The organism is Agrobacterium tumefaciens (assembly GCA_025560025.1).
Classification (GTDB): domain Bacteria; phylum Pseudomonadota; class Alphaproteobacteria; order Rhizobiales; family Rhizobiaceae; genus Agrobacterium.
Genome location: CP048485.1, coordinates 428,305 through 444,454, shown reverse-complemented (window position 1 = coordinate 444,454; position 16,150 = coordinate 428,305). Strand labels below are relative to the sequence as shown.

The 16,150-nt window shown below is 60.0% G+C and carries 18 protein-coding genes; 10 read left to right on the top strand and 8 right to left on the bottom strand.

What is annotated here, in order from left to right; all coding sequences use genetic code 11:
• Positions 1-10: 10 nt before the first annotated feature.
• The 6 genes from FY152_02150 to coxB all read right to left on the bottom strand — a co-directional run bounded on the left by FY152_02150 (position 11) and on the right by coxB (position 6,468).
• On the bottom strand, positions 11-397 hold the full coding sequence (locus FY152_02150; protein UXS30947.1) for a DUF983 domain-containing protein: 387 nt from the start codon (positions 395-397) through the stop codon (positions 11-13).
• 360 nt (positions 398-757) lie between these two features.
• On the bottom strand, positions 758-1,633 hold the full coding sequence (locus tag FY152_02145; protein ID UXS30946.1) for a cytochrome c oxidase subunit 3: 876 nt from the start codon (positions 1,631-1,633) through the stop codon (positions 758-760).
• Positions 1,634-1,694: 61 nt separating this feature from the next.
• Complete coding sequence (locus tag FY152_02140; protein UXS30945.1) at positions 1,695-2,324, bottom strand: cytochrome c oxidase assembly protein; 630 nt, start codon at positions 2,322-2,324, stop codon at positions 1,695-1,697.
• A gap of 173 nt (positions 2,325-2,497) precedes the next feature.
• Positions 2,498-3,451 carry a protoheme IX farnesyltransferase gene (locus FY152_02135; protein ID UXS30944.1) on the bottom strand — a complete coding sequence of 318 codons (954 nt, stop codon included), beginning with the start codon at positions 3,449-3,451 and terminating at the stop codon, positions 2,498-2,500.
• 386 nt (positions 3,452-3,837) lie between these two features.
• Complete coding sequence (gene ctaD, locus FY152_02130) at positions 3,838-5,553, bottom strand: cytochrome c oxidase subunit I (protein ID UXS30943.1); 1,716 nt, start codon at positions 5,551-5,553, stop codon at positions 3,838-3,840.
• 18 nt (positions 5,554-5,571) lie between these two features.
• On the bottom strand, positions 5,572-6,468 hold the full coding sequence (coxB, locus tag FY152_02125; GenBank protein ID UXS30942.1) for a cytochrome c oxidase subunit II: 897 nt from the start codon (positions 6,466-6,468) through the stop codon (positions 5,572-5,574).
• Positions 6,469-6,878: 410 nt separating this feature from the next.
• Here coxB and FY152_02120 point away from each other — a divergent pair, with 410 nt between their 5' ends.
• From FY152_02120 to FY152_02100, 5 genes are all read left to right on the top strand, one after another.
• Complete coding sequence (locus tag FY152_02120; GenBank protein ID UXS30941.1) at positions 6,879-7,403, top strand: invasion associated locus B family protein; 525 nt, start codon at positions 6,879-6,881, stop codon at positions 7,401-7,403.
• A gap of 83 nt (positions 7,404-7,486) precedes the next feature.
• The gene (gene tldD / locus FY152_02115) at positions 7,487-8,902 is read left to right on the top strand and encodes a metalloprotease TldD (GenBank protein ID UXS30940.1); all 1,416 of its coding nucleotides are present in this window, start codon (positions 7,487-7,489) and stop codon (positions 8,900-8,902) included.
• Positions 8,903-9,171: 269 nt separating this feature from the next.
• Positions 9,172-9,609, top strand: coding sequence for a VOC family protein (locus FY152_02110; GenBank protein ID UXS30939.1), 438 nt, complete (start codon positions 9,172-9,174; stop codon positions 9,607-9,609).
• Between the two features lie 6 nt (positions 9,610-9,615).
• Positions 9,616-10,290 (top strand): HAD family phosphatase, encoded by a 675-nt coding sequence (locus FY152_02105; GenBank protein UXS30938.1) that lies wholly within the window; start codon positions 9,616-9,618, stop codon positions 10,288-10,290.
• Positions 10,291-10,398: 108 nt separating this feature from the next.
• Entirely contained in the window at positions 10,399-10,776 is a 378-nt protein-coding gene (locus FY152_02100) for a hypothetical protein (protein UXS30937.1), read from the top strand.
• A gap of 56 nt (positions 10,777-10,832) precedes the next feature.
• Here the strand turns inward: FY152_02100 and FY152_02095 are convergent, their stop codons facing one another.
• The gene (locus FY152_02095; GenBank protein ID UXS30936.1) at positions 10,833-11,138 is read right to left on the bottom strand and encodes a pyrophosphatase; all 306 of its coding nucleotides are present in this window, start codon (positions 11,136-11,138) and stop codon (positions 10,833-10,835) included.
• A 154-nt stretch (positions 11,139-11,292) separates the two neighbouring features.
• Between FY152_02095 and FY152_02090 the strand changes: the two genes are divergently transcribed.
• A complete protein-coding gene (locus FY152_02090; protein ID UXS30935.1) occupies positions 11,293-12,072 on the top strand; it encodes a sulfite exporter TauE/SafE family protein in 780 nt (259 codons plus the stop codon).
• 22 nt (positions 12,073-12,094) lie between these two features.
• Here FY152_02090 and pdxH read toward each other — a convergent pair whose 3' ends face one another.
• On the bottom strand, positions 12,095-12,715 hold the full coding sequence (pdxH, locus tag FY152_02085) for a pyridoxamine 5'-phosphate oxidase (protein UXS30934.1): 621 nt from the start codon (positions 12,713-12,715) through the stop codon (positions 12,095-12,097).
• Between the two features lie 137 nt (positions 12,716-12,852).
• Between pdxH and FY152_02080 the strand changes: the two genes are divergently transcribed.
• From FY152_02080 to FY152_02065, 4 genes are all read left to right on the top strand, one after another.
• Positions 12,853-13,221 carry a hypothetical protein gene (locus tag FY152_02080; GenBank protein UXS33185.1) on the top strand — a complete coding sequence of 123 codons (369 nt, stop codon included), beginning with the start codon at positions 12,853-12,855 and terminating at the stop codon, positions 13,219-13,221.
• Positions 13,222-13,433: 212 nt separating this feature from the next.
• Positions 13,434-14,549: a DnaJ domain-containing protein gene (locus FY152_02075; protein UXS30933.1), complete on the top strand. Its 1,116-nt coding sequence runs from the start codon at positions 13,434-13,436 to the stop codon at positions 14,547-14,549.
• Positions 14,550-14,680: 131 nt separating this feature from the next.
• The gene (gene fabI, locus FY152_02070; protein ID UXS30932.1) at positions 14,681-15,499 is read left to right on the top strand and encodes an enoyl-ACP reductase FabI; all 819 of its coding nucleotides are present in this window, start codon (positions 14,681-14,683) and stop codon (positions 15,497-15,499) included.
• 30 nt (positions 15,500-15,529) lie between these two features.
• Positions 15,530-16,123 carry a histidine phosphatase family protein gene (locus FY152_02065; GenBank protein ID UXS30931.1) on the top strand — a complete coding sequence of 198 codons (594 nt, stop codon included), beginning with the start codon at positions 15,530-15,532 and terminating at the stop codon, positions 16,121-16,123.
• Positions 16,124-16,150 lie beyond the last annotated feature (27 nt).

Here is a 16,150-nt window from a genome sequence, read left to right as displayed (position 1 = left end):
GTGGGAAACATCATTCACGATCAAGCCTGCCTTCGCTTGCATTGTTGCGGTATTGCAGCGCAATCATGATCCCTTTCAGCTTGCGCAGCAGCACGAGCGAAACAATCACCGTGAAAGGCAACCAGAGCATGACATGCACCCAGACGGGCGGGCCAAAACGCTGATCGAACCAGAGCGCCAGACCAACGACCAGAAAACCCACAATCAGCATGACGAAGACCGCCGGACCATCACCCGCGTCAGCGAAACCATAATCCAGTCCGCAGGCGCTGCATGCCGGTTTCGGCGTCAGGAAACCGTCGAACAGCCGGCCGTTACCACAACGCGGGCAGCAGCCTTTCAAGCCCACCTTGATGGGATCAACAGGCGCAAAATTGCCGTTTGATGGTTCTGACATGATGACCTCCCGCGAAGTTGCCTAACCCCTCGCCCGTCCTCCTCGGGCTTGACCCGAGGACCCACGATTTCAGCGGGCTATGGATCCTCGGGTCAAGCCCGAGGATGACGTCCAATCTCCTGGAAGCTTGCCTCAGAACCCGGGCACCTGTTGTTGCTCGACGGCGCTGCGACTTTCTTCTCCCCGCCGGGGAGAAGGTGGCCCGAAGGGTCGGATGAGGGGGGCGAGCTATAGGTCTATCTCTACCGTAGCCCCCTCATCCCGCTGCCGCGGACTTCTCCCCGGCGGGGAGAAGAAACGCGTGGCACCCGCTCTCTCCACGGAATGCCTTGCTTCGGGCCCGAACTCTATCCAGCGCTATCAGCCGTGCACCGGCGCTCCCCAACCACCCCAGATGTAGATGGCGAAGAACAGGAACAGCCAGACGACGTCAACGAAGTGCCAGTACCAGGCGGCCGCTTCGAAACCGAAATGCTGCTTGGGCGTGAAACCGCCGGCAATGGCCCGGAACAGGCACACGAGAAGGAACACCGTGCCGACGAAGACGTGGAAACCGTGGAAACCGGTGGCCATGAAGAAGGTCGCGCCATAGATCGAATTCTTGAAGTCGAACGGGGCGTGAATGTATTCGTAGACCTGCACCGTAGAGAACAGGACGCCGAGCGCGACGGTGAGAACCAGACCGGTGATCAGGCCCTTGCGGTCATTGTGCAGCAGGGCGTGGTGCGCCCAGGTGACGCAGGTGCCAGACAGAAGCAGGATGACGGTGTTGTAGAGCGGCAGGTGCCAGGGATCGATGACTTCGATACCCTTTGGCGGCCATTGACCGCCGGTATATTCAAGGCGGGACGCCTGAATGGCCTCATGCGGATAAAGGCTGGCATCGAAATAGGCCCAGAACCAAGCGACGAAGAACATCACCTCGGAGGCGATGAACATGATCATGCCATAGCGCAGGTGAAGCGAAACGACGCGGGTGTGGCTGCCCTCATTGGCTTCCTTGATCGTGTCCGCCCACCAGGCGTACATGGTGTAGAGCACGATGACGAGGCCGATATAGAAAAGCCAGGGATTGGCCAGTTCCGCGCCGAACAGCTTGAAGGAACCGCCCGACAGGTAACGCATGTAACAGACGCCGCCGAAGGTCAGGATGAAGGCGCCGATCGAGGCCAGAAGCGGCCAGGGGCTTGGATCTATGATGTGGTAATCGTGGTTCTTCTGATGCGTATCTGCCATTGCGACAATCCCCTGGTATCTCTTCCCTGATCCGGCCTCGGATAAAAGGCCAGATCTCCTCTCACAATTTGCTTTCGCCAGACTCGGTCTTTACCGGCAAGGACGCAACCGGTTTTTCGGTTTTGGCCGGATAAAACGTATAGGACAGCGTTAAAGTATGAATGCTCTTGGTTTCGCGCGCAGTGGCGATGTCGGGATCGACGAAGAAAACCACCGGCATTTCCAGCGTTTCACCCGGCTGCAGCGTCGTTTCGGTGAAGCAGAAACACTCCACCTTGTTGAAATAGGCGCCCGCTTCCATGGGCGTAACATTGAAAACCGCCGTTCCCGTGGTCGCCACGCGCGAACGGTTCGTCGCCTTGAAGGTGACCTGCACCGTCTCCCCGATCTTTGGCGTCACCTTCTTGTCAACGGGACGGAAATCCCAGTTGAGGCCGTTCGACGTATTGGCGTCGAAGGTGACGTTGATGGTCTTGTCGAGGATGACGTCGGAATATTGCTCGACGCGCTGGGTCGTGCCGTTATAGCCGGTGACGCGGCAGAACAGCGTATAAAGGGGAACGGCGGCATAGGCCATGCCGATCATGGCGCAGAAAAACACCAGACAGAGCACGAGGATCGAGCGGTTGCTCACCCGCTGCGTACCGGCCGTTGCCTTATCTGATCCGATATTTGTCCCAGTATTCGCCATGTCCTCCCCCTCCTCCGATCTCGTCCTCTTACCGTCAGGCCGTCAATGCGAACCGATCTTGATGATGGTGATGACGTAGAACAGCACCACCAGACCGGCGAGCAGGACGCCGAGCGCAATATTGCGCCCGCGTCTCGATTTTTTCTGCGCCGCGCTCAGTTCCACCGTTTCCATCACAGAACTCCCGAAATCACGGCCTTCAGGGCCGGAGCAAAATGATCGGCCAGAAGGCCGGAGAAGATGGCGAAGAGGTAAAGCACCGAATAGGCGAACATCTTCTTGGCGGGCAGCATCTTCTCGTCACCCTCAGGCATGCGCCGGACATCGAGCGAACAGTAAACGAAGATGGCGCTCAATACGGCCGCGAAAATGCCGTAACCACCGCTCGCCAGACCCGTGAAATAAGGCGCCACGGCAGCGGCAGCGGTCAGCACGGCATAAACGATCATCTGGTTCTTGGTGGAGCGCTCGCCCGCCACGTTCGGCATCATCGGAATGCCGACGGCGCCGTAGTCACGCATCTTGAAGAGCGCCAGCGCCCAGAAATGCGCCGGTGTCCACAAAAAGATGATGAGGAACAGGATGATGCTGTCAAGCGAAACGCCGCCGGTGACGCAGGCCCAGCCGAGCATGGGCGGGAAAGCGCCGGCAGCACCGCCGATGACGATGTTCTGCGGCGTCGAGCGCTTCAGCCACATCGTATAAACAACGGCATAAAAGAAGATCGTAAAGGCCAGCAGGCCGGCCGAGAACCAGTTGACCGCAAGGCCGAGAATGACCACGGAAAAGGCCGACAGCGTCAGCCCGAAGGCCAAGGCCTCGCGCGGCGCAATGCGGCCGGACGGGATCGGCCGCTTGGCGGTGCGGCTCATCACGGCATCGATATCGGCATCGTACCACATGTTGAGCGCGCCGGAGGCACCGGCACCGACGGCAATACAGAGAATGGCGATGAGCCCAAGCACCGGATTGATTTCGCCCGGCGCCAGCACGAGGCCGGCAAAGGCCGTGAAGACGACCAGCGACATGACGCGCGGCTTCAGCAATTCGAAATAATCGCGTGCGCCGGCTTCCGAGAGTTCGGAGCTTTCTGCGCCCAGCATTTCGCGATTGTCGATAACGGTCATTTCCTGTCCTGTTTTCTTTCAGATGACGCTTGCCGCGGCATCCCCTGCACCGGCCCGAAAAACGAAGATTATTTTCGGCATGTTCGGCGCGTCAGTTCCTGGGTCCGAATGTCGCGGGCGGGCAGCATCGGGTCGAACCAATGCCATTCACCGGCTTTTCGCCGCGCCCATTCCGCCATTCGTCTGCGCCTGCTTCTTCATAAAGGCCAAAATTGGCATTTATCACATCCGGGCATGTATCATGTCGGACGGCGCGCTTCGCTTGGACAAAATGTCACGCAGCGGCGGATCCACCCGCCTTCGGAAACGGCATGGACGAAACCATGCCGCCCCGTATTCCAGCAACCGGAATGCACAGGCCTTGCCCGCGCCTTCCGGTCCGCGCATCAGCGAATGCGCGGAAGCTGTTCCCACTGGTGGTAAGGCGGCGGTGAAGACAGCTGCCATTCGAGCGTCGTCGCACCCTCACCCCAGGGATTGTTGCCGGCGATCCGCTTCTTGGCGAAGGCTTCCCAGACGCCGAAGAGGAAGATGCCGACGGCAACCGCCGAGATATAGGAACCATAGGACGATACCAGGTTCCAGCCGGCATAGGCATCGGGATAATCGATGTAGCGGCGCGGCATGCCGGCGAGGCCAAGGAAGTGCTGCGGGAAGAAGATCAGGTTCACGCCGATAAACATGACCCAGAAATGCAGCTTGCCGATGAACTCGTTGTACATGTAGCCGGTTATCTTCGGGAACCAGTAATACCAGCCGGCAAAGATGGCGAAGACGGCGCCGAGCGACAGAACGTAGTGGAAGTGGGCCACAACGTAATAGGTGTCATGCAGCGAACGGTCGAGACCGGCATTGGCGAGCTGCACGCCGGTGACGCCACCGACCGTGAACAGGAAGATGAAGCCGATCGCCCAGACCATCGGGGTCGAGAAGGTCAGCGAACCGCCCCACATGGTCGCAATCCACGAGAAGATCTTGATACCCGTCGGCACCGCGATGACCATGGTGGCGAAGACGAAGTAACGCTGCGCTTCAAGCGACAGGCCGACCGTATACATGTGGTGGGCCCAGACGATGAAGCCGACGGCACCGATGGCGACCATGGCGTAAGCCATGCCTAGATAACCGAAGACCGGCTTCTTGGAGAAGGTCGACACGATATGGCTGATGATGCCGAAGCCGGGCAGGATCAGGATGTACACTTCCGGGTGACCGAAGAACCAGAACAGGTGCTGGTAGAGGATCGGATCACCGCCGCCTTCCGGCGAGAAGAATGCCGTGCCGAAGTTGCGGTCGGTCAGAAGCATGGTGATGCCACCCGCCAGAACCGGCAGCGACAGCAGGAGCAGGAATGCGGTGACCAGAACCGACCAGGCGAACAGCGGCATCTTGTGCAGCGTCATGCCCGGGGCGCGCATGTTGAGGATGGTGGTGATGAAGTTGATCGCACCAAGGATCGAGGATGCGCCGGCGACGTGCAGCGAGAAGATCGCAAGATCCACCGCCGGTCCCGGCATGCCGCTCGTCGAAAGTGGCGGATACATGGTCCAGCCGCCGCCCACGCCGTAAGCGCCCGCCGGACCTTCGACGAAGAGCGACAGGAGCAGCAGGATGAAAGCCGGAACGATCAGCCAGAAGGAAATATTGTTGAGGCGCGGGAAAGCCATGTCAGGAGCGCCGATCATGATCGGAATCATCCAGTTGGCAAAACCGCCGATCATGGCCGGCATGACCATGAAGAAGATCATGATGAGCGCATGCGCTGTCGTGAACACGTTGAACATGTGCTTGCCGCCGTCGATGGCGGCGTCGCCCTCGAAGCCGTAAACCATGGCGGCCAGACCGTGGAAGATCTGGATGCCGGGCTCCTGAAGCTCCATGCGCATGACGACGGAAAGCCCGCCACCGACGATACCGGCAATGATCGCGAAGATCAGGTAAAGCGTGCCGATGTCCTTATGGTTGGTGGACAGGAACCAGCGGGCGAAAAAGCCCGGCGTATGGGAATGATGCGCATCATGCGAATGATCGTCATGCGCGTGCGCTTCATGTGCGGAATGACCATGCGAGTGATGATCGTCGTGTGTGGAAGGTCCAGCCATTGTCCTCACTCCAAGTCGTCAGTTGGTTTCGTTGGCGGCAACATCGACCGTGCGCGGAGCGCCGTCGACGGAGGCCATCAGCGCCCGGTTCGCGCCGTTCAGATCAGAAGCGGCGGCGGCGTGCCAGGCATTGTACTGCTGTTCGGAAACCACCCGAATGGCGATGGGCATGAAAGCGTGGTCCTTGCCGCAAAGCTCGGAACACTGACCGTAATAAAGGCCTTCCTTCTCCGGCTTGAACCATGTTTCGTTGAGGCGACCCGGAACGGCATCGATCTTGACGCCGAAAGCGGGCATGGCGAAGGCGTGGATGACGTCGGTCGGAGCCGCCGTCACCAGAAGGCGAACGGTCTTGCCGACCGGAACGACCATTTCATTGTCCACCGCAAGAAGACGCGGATAGCGGGCCTTGTCCTCCTTGCCCGCAGCCGCGCGATCCTGATCCTTCAGCATGTAGCTGTCGAAGGAGAGCGGCTCGGCACCCTCGGCGGCGGCATATTCATAGCTCCACAGCCATTGCGTGGCGGTTGCCTTCAGCGTCAGGTCCGGGTTTTCCGGCTGCGTCAGCTGCGCGTTCAGAAGATTGAACGACGGGAAAGCGAGGAACAGGAGAATGAGAACCGGCGCGAGCGTCCACACCACCTCGATCGTCGTGTTGTGACTGGTCTTGGAAGGCACCGGATTTTTCGCAGCGCGGAATTTCAGGGCGACGATAATGAGCAGCGCAAGAACGAAAAGCGTAACCGGAACAATGAACCAGAGCGTATATTGTTCGAACCAGCGTATTTCGTGCATGATCGGCGTGGCGGCCTCCTGCATGCCCATTTGCCAATGCACCGGCTGATCGGCGTGGGCGCCGACAGCCGTGAGCAGACAGGTCATCCCCGCCAGTGCTGCGTAAATCCTATTCGTCACGGTACCCTCTCCCTCACGCGTCTGATCTAGATCAATCACAGACGCAGAATCCATGCTTATGGTACTAACTTCAAACCACAGTTTGTCCTCTGCCGCAATATGCGTCGGGACACGGATGCGCCCCAATTTTGCCATTGGTCAATCCACGACCGACTTTCTCCGCCCCCATGCCCGACCGAACTGGCCGAACACAGTTTCAAACAGCGCAGATGCGACAAAGCCCCTTCTTGCGGCCGGTTTTGCCGCACCTTTCGTCGCCGGATAATGAATGTCGCGGCGGCAAATCAGACGTCCATACGGGCGGACAGGTCCTATTTCCGCCCAACTCCGCTGGAATTGAAGGCCTGAGGCTTTTTTTTCCGGATTATGGCGTCAAAATAGCCGCACTGATTCGAATCCCAGAGGTATCCATGCGTCTTTCCCCGCTCGCGCGCACTTTTCTTGCCGCCGCCGGTCTTGCCATCATCGCCCCCGCCGCTGCGGCGCTGGCGCAACAGCAGCCGCCCGGCACGCCAAAGTCGACGCATGGCGCATGGTCTGTCATCTGCGACAAGCCGGCCGGCGCCTCCGAAGAACAATGCGCCCTGATGCAGAACGTGATTGCCGATGACCGCCCGGAAGTGGGGCTTTCGGTGGTGGTGCTGAAAACCGCCGACCGCAAGTCGCGCATCCTGCGCATCCTCGCGCCGCTCGGTGTTCTCCTGAAGGATGGCATGGAGCTTTATATCGACAACAACAATATCGGCCGGGCCTATTTCACCCGCTGCTTCTCCGAAGGCTGCTATGTGGAAGTGGATATTGACGACGAGTTGCTGAAGGTTCTACGCGCCGGCAAAGCCGCCGTTTTTGCGCTGCGTGAATCCGTCGATCAGGATCGCGTTGGCATTCCGATCGAGCTGACCGGCTTTGCCGAAGGCTACGACGCGCTTCCTTAAGGCCTCGCCGTTCACGGGCAGCCTTGCGTCTGCCCGCTCCAGTGCCTAAATCGGTCATTGAACGATAATGACTGGAGCCTCCCATGACCGACGATCTTGTAAAACTCTTCGATTGCGATGAAACGCAATTGCGCAAGCTCGTCGCGGAAGCGCTTGCCGGTGCTGACGATGGCGAACTGTTCATCGAACATGCCCAGGCCGAATCGCTGACCTTCGACAATGGCCGCCTCAAGGGCGGCTCCTTCAACACCGACCAGGGCTTCGGCCTGCGCGCCGTTGCCGGCGAGACGGTGGGTTACGCCCATGCGGGCGAGCTTTCGGAAGGTGCGCTGAAGCGCGCTTCGGATGCGGTCGGCGCCGTCACCAGAGGTTATTCCGGCTCTTATGCCGCCGCACCCCAGCGCACAAACAAGAAGCTCTACGGCGACGAAAACCCGATCGGCAGCCCGAGCTTCGAGGAAAAGGTGAAACTTCTCACCGATATCGATGCCTATCTGCGCGACAAGAATGAGAATGTCCGGCAGGTGACGGCGACGATTTCCGCGAGCTGGCAGGTGGTGGATATTCTGCGCGCCGACGGTCATCGCGTCAGCGATATAAGGCCGATGACCCGTATCAATATTTCCGTGGTGGCCGGCGAAGGCGACCGGCAGGAAAGCGGCTCCTACGGCATTGGCGGCCGTGTCGGCTTTGGCGATTTCATCACCACGGAAAGCTGGCAGCGTGGCGCGGACGAGGCGTTGCGTCAGGCGCTCGTCAACCTCACCGCCATCGATGCGCCGGCGGGCACCATGGATGTGGTGCTGGGTTCCGGCTGGCCCGGCGTGATGCTGCATGAGGCGGTCGGTCATGGTCTGGAGGGTGATTTCAACCGCAAGAAGACCTCGGCCTTTGCCGGGCTGATGGGCGAAATGGTCGCCGCTCCCGGCGTAACGGTCGTGGATGACGGCACCATCGACAGCCGCCGCGGTTCGCTGACCATCGATGACGAGGGAACGCCCTCGGCTTATAATGTACTGATCGAGAATGGCAGGCTGGTCGGCTATATGCAGGACCGGCAGAACGCCCGGCTGATGGGCGCGAAGGCGACCGGCAATGGCCGCCGGCAGGGTTATTCGCATGTGCCGATGCCGCGCATGACCAATACCTACATGTTATCGGGCGACAAGACGCCGGAAGAGATCATCGCCTCGGTCAAAAAGGGCATCTATGCCGTTTCCTTTGGCGGCGGGCAGGTGGACATCACCTCGGGCAAATTCGTGTTCGGCTGCACCGAGGCCTATCTGATCGAGAACGGCAGGATCGGCGCGCCGGTGAAGGGCGCCATGCTGATCGGCAACGGGCCGGACGCGATGAAGCGCGTATCGATGATCGGCAACGATTCCAAACTCGATACGGGCATCGGCAATTGCGGCAAGGCCGGGCAATGGGTGCCGGTCGGCGTCGGCCAGCCGCATCTGCGCATGGACCAGATCACCGTTGGCGGCACGAAGGCTTAGTCGCGGCACGGGCGGCGTCGCGCGTGGGGGGCATACGTACTCTGAAGACCGGTGCGGAGCCCTCCCCTACTCCTCATTGCGGCCTCGATCCGGCATGACGGCAGGAACCCTGTTGCCGGGCGAGAAGTTAAACCGGCTTCAGCACAGAGCCTCACACATGCCAGCCATGATGAGGATTTTTCTGGCAAGTCACCCGGAAGACGATAAGATCGTCGCATTACCGCAGGCCCATCCTCCCACCGCCGGGCCTCTGCGCGTCAAAGGAGACCATGACCATCATACGAAATGCCCTCGTCCCGGAACTTGCCGTCAGCGACTGGCAGAAAAGCCGCGCTTTTTATTGCGATCTGATTGGTTTTCATGTGGTGTATGAGCGGCCCGAAGAGGGCTTCACCTATCTGGCGCTGGGCGATGCGCAGCTGATGATCGACCAGATCGGCGCGACCCGGACCTTCGTGGCGGACAATGCCGCGCTTGAATTTCCGCTTGGCCGTGGCATGAACCTGCAACTCGCCGTCCCTTCCCTGCAGCCCATTCTCTCCCGGCTGGAACGATCCTCGATCGATCTCATCATGCCGCTCGAGGAAAAATGGTACAGGCGCGGCACGGTCGAGGTCGGCAACCGGCAATTCATCGTCGCCGATCCGGACGGCTACCTCATCCGCCCGTTCGAGAGCCTCGGCGAACGCCCCTTCCGGTTCGGCTGAGCCAGCATGCTGCCTTTTCTTCCTCACGCCGTCGTTTTCGACATGGATGGATTGCTGATCGAAAGCGAGGCGCTCTATCGCGATTCATTTCTGGCAGCGTCAGATGAAGGCGGCCACGGGATGCGGGTCGAGACCTATCAGAAGGTCTGCGGCAGCCCCTGGGATGTCATCACCGGAACCATCTTCGCCGATTATGGTGCGGATTTTCCCATCGATGCCTTTCGGGATGCGTGGCTGCGGCATCTTGCCGTGATGATGGCGGAAGGCGTGGCGCTGAAACCGGGCGTCATCGACATTCTCGATCTCCTCGACAGGCTCGACATCCGCCGCGCCATCGCCACCTCCTCGCGGCATGATTCGGTAACGCGCCATCTCGGCCCCCATGATCTTCTCAAACGTTTCGACACCATCGTCGCACGCGGCGACTATAAGGAGCCGAAGCCCTCACCCATGCCGTACCTGGCCGCCGCCAAGCGTCTCGACATCGATCCGGGCCGCTGCCTGGCGCTGGAGGATTCCTATTCCGGCGTCCGCTCGGCCACATCGGCGGGCATGATGACGATCATGGTGCCGGACGTTGCGCCGCCGACCGAGGAAATGCGGGAGAGATGCATCGCCGTATCGAGCGACCTTCATGCGGTTGCAGACCTCCTGCAAAAGGCGCAGCTTTCAGAGGTTTGAAAACGCGTCACATGGCTTTAGCCATTGGTGTTTATGATAATGCGCATATCGGCTGACAGGCCGGTCCCGTTCGAATGCATTTGGGGCGCATCCATCAACGGAGTGATCATGCTGCTTGTCGCCGTGTCGCTCGCAACGCTTATACTGTTTGCTCTTTCCGCGTTTCAGATTGCCCTTGCAACGGGTGCGCCCTTCGGCCGCTTTGCCTGGGGCGGCGAGCACAGGGTTCTGCCCGCCACGCAGCGCCTTGCCAGCATGGCGTCCGTCGCAATCTATGCACTTGTCGCATCTTTTCCGCTGCAAAAGGCAGGCTTCATCACTTTATGGCCGGCAGGCTGGATCGAAGCCGGCATCTGGATCACCGCCTGCACGCTTGCGGTGAGCATCGGACTGAACGCCATGTCGCGAAGCCGTGCGGAGCGGCGGGTCATGACGCCGGTGGCCACCATTCTCGCAATTTTATTCTTTATCGTCTCGCTCTCATGATCGCAGCCGGGGGGCGGACCCGGCAGCGCAAAGGTCTGATTTCCCGCCGCAAACTGTCATACCAACGCCGTAAAACGCCACTTCCGCTCTATCGCACCTTTGATATCGAGACCGTTATAATGGGCCAGCAGCAGCACATGGCCGAGAAGATCGGCGGTTTCGTCGGCCAGATCCCGTTTCATCTCCTCCTTGCTCCTGCCCTTGATGCGCCCCCGCCCCGTCAACCGGTTCCAGGCCTGCGTGACCTCGCCCATCTCTTCCTGAAGCTTCAGCATGTACCAGTCCGGATCGCGGATGATCCCGTTTTCAGCAGCATATTTTTGGGACGCCTCTTCAAACTGGCGCATCATGACAGTGAGCATTTGTTCATCCTTTGTTCATGCGCTACAACTCTAATCACGATTCTCCGGCGGCGTCGACCGGAAAGGACGTCATGCAGCGATGAACGGAAATTTCCACGACAGGCGCCTGCGAGCAGGATAGAGAAAAGGTATTCGAAAAACCGTGCCATCCCCCATGTCTCCTCTCGACTTCTTCTCGGCCCTCATCACCGCGCATAGTCCGTCGCTGCTCGCCATGTTTGCGGGCGCCGCCTTTCTGGCCGGCCTTGCCCGTGGTTTTTCCGGCTTTGGCGCGGCCCTCATCTTCATTCCGCTTGCGAGCGCCATTGTCGGGCCACGCATCGCCTCAGTGGTTCTTCTGGTGGTGGACGGCGTCCTGACGCTTGGCATGATACCGCCCGCCTGGCGCATGGCAGACCGGCGCGAGGTATTCACCATGGCGGCCGGCGCGCTTGTCGGCGTGCCGGTTGGAACCCTGCTGCTTTCAAATGGCGATCCGCTGACGCTGCGCTGGATCATCTCCGTCGTGGTCGTCGTGCTTTTGCTGTTTCTGGTTTCCGGCTGGCGTTACAGCGGCCGGCCGAAGACGCCGCTGACGCTCGTCACCGGCCTTGTCGCCGGGCTGTTTTCGGGGGCGGCGCAATTGGGTGGTCCGCCCATCGTTGCCTATTGGCTTGGCGGCGCGCTCAAGGGCGCCTTCGTGCGCGCCAATGTCATTCTCTATTTCGCGATCTCGACCGTCATCTCCGCCACCAGCTATTTTTTCAGCGGTCTGTTCACGGCCGATGTCTTCGTGTTTTTCCTGCTGGCCCTGCCGTTTTACGGAGCCGGTCTTTACGCCGGCGCGCGATTGCACGGGCTGGCCGACGAGGCGGCGTTCAGGCGTATCTGCTACGGCCTGATCGCCATTTCCGCCGTCATCGGTCTGCCGCTCTTCGATTCGCTGCTGAAGTAAGCAGGACTAGGCGGCCTGCATTTCAAGGATACATGCGGACCTTGGACCATGCCGCATCCGGCGTCTCGCGGCGGAATTCGACGCGGTCGTGCAGGCGGAACTTGCGGTCGTGCCAGAATTCGATGCTGACGGGGCGAATGCGGAACCCGGACCAGTAGGACGGGCGCGGAATATCGCCGATCGCATATTTGGCGGTATATTCGGCGACGGCCTTCTCCAGCGCGAAACGGCCTTCCAGCGGCCGCGACTGCTTCGACGCCCAGGCGCCGATGCGGCTTCCGCGCGGGCGCGAAGCGTAATAAGCGTCCGCTTCCGCGTCGGTGACGATCTCCACCTCCCCGCGCAGGCGCACCTGCCGACGCAGGCTTTTCCAGTGGAAACACATGGCCGCTTTTTTCTGGCCGAGGATCTCGCGTCCCTTCTGGCTTTCGAAATTCGTATAGAAAACGAAGCCGCGATCATCGACGTCCTTCAGCAGCACCATACGCACATTCGGCAGGCCGTTTTCGTCCACGGTTGCGAGCGCGACCGCGTTCGGATCGTTGATTTCGGAGGCCGTCGCATCCTTCAGCCATTCGGCAAAAAGCGTGAACGGTTCATTTTCTTCAGTGAAGTCACTGGATGTTAACCCCGTTTCCGACATATTGACTAAAATGCTCCCGAGCTGATTTGGACCCCAGAGATGATCTCTGGTGAAAGATGGTGACCGTCATAGCAAAGTCGAACAGTCGAACAAAGGGCCTCCTTTCGTCGATCGCGGAAGTTTCCGCTGTCGTCTCAATGCTCGTGGTGCTGAGCGGCTGCGTCAGCCTCGATCTGTTCGGCGGCGACAAGGTCGACCGCTCACTTTCCACCGCTTCCGTTCCAAACCAGCAGAATAACGGGCCGCAGACCGACGACGCGACCATCCGCAACGCGGTGACATCGGCGGATCTGGCCAAACTTGCCGACCAGCCGCTGCCCTGGGCCAATGCCGCAACCGGCAGCGCCGGCGTCGTGACCGCCATCCACGAAGACAAATCCAGCGGTTTCGTCTGCCGCGAATTCAGGACGACACGCCACTCCTTCGAGGGCGTTGCAGCCTATGCCGGCCAGGCCTGCCTGTCGGAAACCGGCGAATGGCTGTTGACCCGCTTCGAGCAGAAATAATCTGTTTACCTTGGCGCATGGAATAGGGCCGACCTCGGCGCAGCGCGCATTCCCCGTAAAGAACTGATTAGCAACTTATTGCAACAGTCGACGTTGATTAAACCGAGGGCGTGCAGGCGAATGATTGTCGGCATCCCTTTTCGGAGGGGTTAGTTTCAGGATTGCGCCATGAGCGGCAGCATGCGCCTGAGCCAACGTAACTGGTGTTTCGCATGCGCGATCCATATTCGATCCTTGGCGTGAAACGTGACGCCCGCCACGAGGAAATCAAGGCCGCCTGGCGCACGAAGGCGAAAACCGTCCATCCGGACGCCAATCGCGACGACCCCGATGCCTCGGCGCGATTCGCCGAGATCGGACAGGCCTATGATCTTCTGAAAGACCCCAAAAAACGCGATCTTTACGACCAGGCCCGCAGGGCGGCCGAAAAGAAGCAGCGCGGCGAAACCATCATGCAGCAGCGGGAGGCGGCGCGCGAGGCTGCCGAGCGCGCCAAGGCGGCCGAGAAGCTGATGGAGGAACTGGCCCGCGCCGACGCCCGCAACCGGGCGCAGACCGGCCAGAAGACCGACGCCAGGGCGGAAACCGCCGAAGATATCGTCGAGCGGATTTTCGGTGCAGAGGCACAGAACGACCCGAAGGTGCAGCAGGCGGCGGAAGCCGCGAAAGCTGCGGCACAAGGCGCGAGAGGCGACGTGCCGGGCGCCGGTGAAACGGCGCAACCCGTCACAGGTGACGACAAATCCGCCCCCACCTCGCTTGCCGCCAATCTTTTCAGCGCGCTGGTTCGCCGTTTCCGGCCCGCGCAGCCAACGCCCGAAAAAGCGCCCGATATCACTGCGGAAGCCACCGTCACCGTCGCCGATCTTCTTGAGCGCAAATGGATTACGGTTGCGCTTGCAGAGGAAAGGGAAGCCCGTTTTCAGCTTGAGCCGGGCATGACGGACGGTCATGTGGTGCGGCTGAAGGGACAGGGGCTGAAGCTTCCCAACATGGCGCGTGGCGATCTTGCCGTGACATTGCTCGCCGCCCGCGATGACGCTTTTTCCGTTCGTGGCTTCGATATTCACACAACTTTGCCGATCTCGCTCAGCGATGCGGTTCTGGGTTGCGAAACGAAGGTGAAGACGCCGCTGGGCGAGGAAAGTCTCAGCATTCCGGCCTGGTCCGGTTCGGACCGCGTGCTGAGGCTCGCCGGCAAAGGCCTTGCCGACGGCAAGGGGGAATCTGGCGATCTCGTCATCGAATTGCGCATCGTCCTGCTTGAAAAGCCGGATGAAAAGGTGACCGATCTCATGCGGCACATGCGCGAAGGCCTTTATTTATGAAAGTTTTGCGAATAGCCGGGACAACGCACCCTTTGTTACGCTCCCTAACAGTTGATGATCTTTGGCAATCTTGAACAGGATTGCAGCCTATGCCATAGGCAGGATCAATCGAAAGTATCAGGGAGCATAAAATGGCTCAGGCATCCGGCCTCATGGCTGGCAAACGCGGCCTCATCATGGGCGTCGCCAATAATCGTTCAATCGCTTGGGGCATTGCCAAGGCTTGCGCGGACGCAGGCGCGGAACTCGCACTCACCTGGCAGGGCGATGCGCTGAAGAAGCGCGTCGAGCCCTTGGCGCAGGAACTCGGTGCATTCATGGCCGGCCACTGTGACGTGACCGATCTCGAGACGATCGATGCGGTTTTTGCCGGGCTGGAAAAGCACTGGGGCAAGATCGACTTCGTCGTGCACGCCATCGCTTTCTCCGACAAGGACGAGTTGACCGGCCGTTATCTCGACACTAGCCGCGACAATTTCAACCGCACCATGGACATTTCCGTCTTCTCGCTGGCCGCCGTTGCCAAGCGTGCCGAGCCTGTCATGAATGACGGCGGCTCGATCGTCACGCTGACCTATTACGGCGCCGAGAAGGTCATGCCGAACTACAACGTCATGGGCGTGGCCAAGGCCGCACTCGAGGCCAGCGTGCGTTATCTCGCCGTCGACCTCGGCAATCGCGGCATCCGCGTCAACGCCGTTTCCGCCGGCCCGATCAAGACGCTTGCCGCTTCCGGCATCGGCGACTTCCGTTACATTCTGAAATGGAACGAATATAATGCGCCGCTGAAGCGTACAGTTTCCATCGAGGAAGTCGGCAAGTCGGCGCTGTACCTTCTGTCCGACCTTTCGACTGGCGTGACCGGCGAAATCCACCATGTGGATTCCGGTTACCACACTATCGGCATGAAGGCGGTGGATGCGCCTGACATTTCGGTGGTCAAGGACTAAGCCTGAAAAGTGTAAGAACGGGGTATCGCCTTGCTCGTCTATGTGATCCGGCACGGACAAACGGACTGGAATGCGATACGCCGGCTTCAGGGCCAGAAAGACATTCCGCTCAATGATTTCGGCCGCCAGCAGGCGGTCGGCAACGGCAAGGTTCTGGCGCGCATCCTTGGTGCTACAGCCGATGATTTCGACTACGTGGCAAGCCCGCTCGGGCGCACGCGCGAGACCATGGAACTGATGCGCGGGGCCATGGGGCTCGACCCCAAGGCCTACCGCACCGATGACCGTCTCGTCGAAGTGTCCTTCGGCGACTGGGAGGGCCAGACCCTGCCGGAACTGAAAAAAGAATTTCCGGACCGGGTGAAGGCGCGCAAGGCCAATAAGTGGGACTTCATTCCCCCCGGACAGGACGCGGAAAGCTATGAAATACTGTCCTGGCGCATCGGCGCATGGCTTTCCTCCGTCGAGGTTCCAACCGTCTGCGTCTGCCATGGCGGCGTGATCCGCTCCATCTTCCGGCTCGTATCGGGCATGGACAAGGACGAAGCCTCAAGAACGCAAATCCCGCAGGACCGGATTTTGAAAGTCGAAATCGACAGGAATAGTGCGGATTGGATTTCGTGAGGGATCACAGGGCATAACCCTCTGCGT

Bases quoted from the DNA above. Each gene is read 5' to 3' on its own strand.
- FY152_02150 (UXS30947.1), bottom strand. From the start codon at position 397: ATGTCAGAACCATCAAACGGCAATTTTGCGCCTGTTGATCCCATCAAG.
- FY152_02145 (UXS30946.1), bottom strand. From the start codon at position 1,633: ATGGCAGATACGCATCAGAAGAACCACGATTACCACATCATAGATCCA.
- FY152_02140 (UXS30945.1), bottom strand. From the start codon at position 2,324: ATGGCGAATACTGGGACAAATATCGGATCAGATAAGGCAACGGCCGGT.
- FY152_02135 (UXS30944.1), bottom strand. From the start codon at position 3,451: ATGACCGTTATCGACAATCGCGAAATGCTGGGCGCAGAAAGCTCCGAA.
- ctaD (UXS30943.1), bottom strand. From the start codon at position 5,553: ATGGCTGGACCTTCCACACACGACGATCATCACTCGCATGGTCATTCC.
- FY152_02120 (UXS30941.1), top strand. From the start codon at position 6,879: ATGCGTCTTTCCCCGCTCGCGCGCACTTTTCTTGCCGCCGCCGGTCTT.
- tldD (UXS30940.1), top strand. From the start codon at position 7,487: ATGACCGACGATCTTGTAAAACTCTTCGATTGCGATGAAACGCAATTG.
- FY152_02110 (UXS30939.1), top strand. From the start codon at position 9,172: ATGACCATCATACGAAATGCCCTCGTCCCGGAACTTGCCGTCAGCGAC.
- FY152_02105 (UXS30938.1), top strand. From the start codon at position 9,616: ATGCTGCCTTTTCTTCCTCACGCCGTCGTTTTCGACATGGATGGATTG.
- FY152_02100 (UXS30937.1), top strand. From the start codon at position 10,399: ATGCTGCTTGTCGCCGTGTCGCTCGCAACGCTTATACTGTTTGCTCTT.
- FY152_02095 (UXS30936.1), bottom strand. From the start codon at position 11,138: ATGCTCACTGTCATGATGCGCCAGTTTGAAGAGGCGTCCCAAAAATAT.
- FY152_02090 (UXS30935.1), top strand. From the start codon at position 11,293: ATGTCTCCTCTCGACTTCTTCTCGGCCCTCATCACCGCGCATAGTCCG.
- pdxH (UXS30934.1), bottom strand. From the start codon at position 12,715: ATGTCGGAAACGGGGTTAACATCCAGTGACTTCACTGAAGAAAATGAA.
- FY152_02080 (UXS33185.1), top strand. From the start codon at position 12,853: ATGCTCGTGGTGCTGAGCGGCTGCGTCAGCCTCGATCTGTTCGGCGGC.
- FY152_02075 (UXS30933.1), top strand. From the start codon at position 13,434: ATGCGCGATCCATATTCGATCCTTGGCGTGAAACGTGACGCCCGCCAC.
- fabI (UXS30932.1), top strand. From the start codon at position 14,681: ATGGCTCAGGCATCCGGCCTCATGGCTGGCAAACGCGGCCTCATCATG.